Source organism: Streptomyces sp. NPDC002324 (genome assembly GCF_053593335.1).
In genome coordinates this window covers 1-2,955 of the sequence record NZ_JBSFCF010000093.1, presented here as the reverse complement: position 1 = coordinate 2,955, position 2,955 = coordinate 1, and the positions used below count along the sequence as shown (strand labels likewise).

Annotated in this window: 3 protein-coding genes; all 3 read left to right on the top strand. The window is 71.1% G+C overall.

Annotated features, from left to right (window positions below; genetic code table 11):
* Window positions 1-150: 150 nt before the first annotated feature.
* A complete protein-coding gene (locus ACWCRJ_RS44505; RefSeq protein ID WP_450944688.1) occupies window positions 151-1,002 on the top strand; it encodes an alpha/beta fold hydrolase in 852 nt (283 codons plus the stop codon).
* A gap of 62 nt (window positions 1,003-1,064) precedes the next feature.
* Window positions 1,065-2,243, top strand: a complete 1,179-nt coding sequence (locus ACWCRJ_RS44500) for a low temperature requirement protein A (protein WP_450944687.1) — start codon at window positions 1,065-1,067, stop codon at window positions 2,241-2,243.
* A 313-nt stretch (window positions 2,244-2,556) separates the two neighbouring features.
* Window positions 2,557-2,955, top strand: a 399-nt coding sequence (locus ACWCRJ_RS44495) for a response regulator (RefSeq protein WP_450944686.1), incomplete at its 3' end; no start/stop codon positions are given.

Here is a 2,955-nt window from a genome sequence, read left to right as displayed (position 1 = left end):
CGCCATGACCGGACGCGTCCGCACCATGCGCCGCGTCGTCCCCACCCGCATGTTCGACCAGCAACTGCGCAAGATGAACCAACTGCCCGCCTGACACCCACCCCCTCACTTCCCTCCACGAGACACAGCGACAAGAAAGCGACGCTCGTCATGACTACCTATCTGGCCGACGCGGCCGAGAACCTGACCGTCGAAGGTCCTTCCGCGACGTTCACCTACCGGCGCATGGGCCTGCGGGGCGGTATCCCGCTGGTCCTGCTGGGCCGGGTCCGGGGGACCCTCGACTGGTGGGATCCGGAGCTTCTGGAGCACCTGGCCGCCGGCCATGACGTGATCGTGTTCGACAACGTCGGTACCGGTTACACCACCGGCACCCCGCGCGACTCGGTCGAGGGACTCGCCGACGGCACCGTCGAGTTCATCGAGGCCCTCGGCCTGCCGCAGGTGGACCTGCTCGGCTGGACGCTGGGCGGCACCGTAGCCCAGCACATCACCCGCACCCGGCCCGACCTGGTCCGCAAGCTGGTCGTGGCAGCCGCCAACCCCGGCGGCACGGTGCCCGGCGCTCCCGACCCGGACCCCAAGGTGCGGGCCACCATGACCAAGCCCGAGGTCACCGGGGACGACCTGGTGTTCCTGTTCTTCCCCGAGACGGAGACCGGGCGCGCCGCCGGGTACGAGCATCTCGCCAGGGTGGCCACCCGGCTGGCCACCGGCATCCCCGATGTGTCCGAGGCGGCGGCCATGGGCCAGATCGCCGCCATCGGCAAGGACGCGCAGATCCCCTTCGACCAGGTGCGCGCGGACCTGGCGACCATCAAGCAGCCCGTCCTGTACGCGACCGGCATGAAGGACGCGATGATCCCCGCCCTCGCCTCGTACACCGCCGTCCAGCACCTCCCCGACGCCACCCTCGTCGCCTACAGCGACGCCGGCCACGCCTTCCTCTTCCAGCACGCCAAGGACTTCGCCGCCCAGGTGACGGCCTTCCTCGCCGACTGACCGCTCACCCGGACGCCGGAGCCACGGCAGTCCGAGCGCCTGCCCGACCAAGGAGACACATCGTGCAGTTGACCAGCGTTCCGGCGCGGCGGGAGGTGACGCCGCTGGAGTTGTTCTTCGACCTGGTCTACGTCTTCGCGATCGGCCAGCTGTCGCATCAGCTCCTGGCGCACCCGACGTGGACCGGCGCCGCCCAGACGCTCGTGCTCTACCTCGCCGTCTACGCGGCGTGGGCGTACACCACCTGGGCGGTCACCCTCGTCCCGGCCGAGGACCCGCGGACCCGGCGGATGCTGCTGACGGTCATGCTCCTGGGGCTGTTCATGAACGCCGCGATCCCGCGGGCCTTCGGCGACGCGGGGTGGGTCTTCGTGGCCACCTTCCTGCTGATTCACCTCGGCCGGACGGTATGGCTGCTCACGGTCGGCCTCGACCGGGTCAATCAGGAGCACTGGCGCCGTGTGCTGGTCTGGTTCGCCGCGGCCGCACCCCTGTGGCTGACCGGCGCGGCGGCCGACGGAGGCGCGCGGCTGGCGTGGTGGGCCGCGGCGACCCTGGTCGAGCTGGCGGGCACCTGGACGGCGCATCCCCTGCCCGGGCGCAGGCTGGACTCCCGGCAGGTCACCTTCGCGGGCGGCCACCTGCTGGAGCGCGGCCGACTGTTCATGATCATCGCGTTCGGTGAGACGATCCTGACCACTGGCACCGCCCTCACCGCGGCCCCGTACGCGCCGATGACCCTGCTGACCGCCGGGGTGGCGCTCACCGGCACGGTCGCGTTGTTCTGGCTGTTCTTCAGCCGCTCCGAGCACATCGTGCGCCACTACGAGCGGACCGAGGACCCGATCCGGGCGGGGCGCAGCGGCGTCTACAGCCTCATGGCCTCCGTCGCCGCGATGATCGCCGCCGCCGCGGGCGACGAACGCGTCATCGCGCACCCGGCCCATCACGCCGGCATCACCACCAACCTGCTGCTGTTCGGCGGGCCCGCCCTCTTCATCGGGGCGCAGACGTGGCACGGCAGGACCCTGTTCGACGACCTGCCCAAGGCGCGGCTGCTCGCGCTGTCTGCACTGATCGTCGGCTGCGCGGTCACGCCGGCGGCCCCGGCCTACCTGGCGGCCGTCATCGCCGCCGCGATCGTCGTCGCCCTGGCCGTGTTCGAAGAGCGCCGTCCGGCGGGTGACGCACGTGCGAGGCCGATCCCGTCAGACCCCCAGGCCACTGACAGGAACACCTGACCGACGGTCTACGGCACCCGCGGCCTGCCTGGCTGCCTGCCTGCCCGTCGGCAGGGAACACCGGCAGACCGTTCGGTGAGACCAGCGCACCTTTCTCATTCACCCCGTTCACCTCATTTCGCCGGGAGGATTTCATGGGCATGTACGCCAGTACCGTCATCGTCACCGGAGCCGGCCGGGGCCTTCGCCGGGCGCTCACGTCTGAGCCGTCGAGCCGTGGCGCCGCCGTACAGGCAGCGTTCGGGCACGGCTCGACCGGCGCGCGGGAGTGGGTGGCCCGGTTCGGGGGCGGGGCGCCATGACGGAGACCAGCGTGTTGATCTGTGATGGCCAGGAGTTGATGCGGGTCGGCCTGCGCAGGGTGGTGGACAGCCAGTCGGATCTCACGGTCGTCGGCGAAGCGGGGGACGGCGAGGCGGCTGTGGTGCAGGCGCTCACGTTGCGCCCGGACCTCGTCCTCATGGAGGTGCGGCTGGCGCTTCTGGACGGCATCTCGGCCACTGAGCAGGTACGCGCCGCGCTGCCGGAGACGCGAGTGCTGGTCCTCAGCATGTGTGACCGGGACGAGTACGCCTACGCGGCGCTGCGGGCGGGAGCGAGTGGCTTCCTGGTCAAGGACACGCCGGCCGCTGAGTTGCTCGTCGCCGTGCGCGGTGTGCTGCGCGGTGACGTGGTGGTTGCTCCGTCGGTGACGCGGCGGCTGATCGACCGG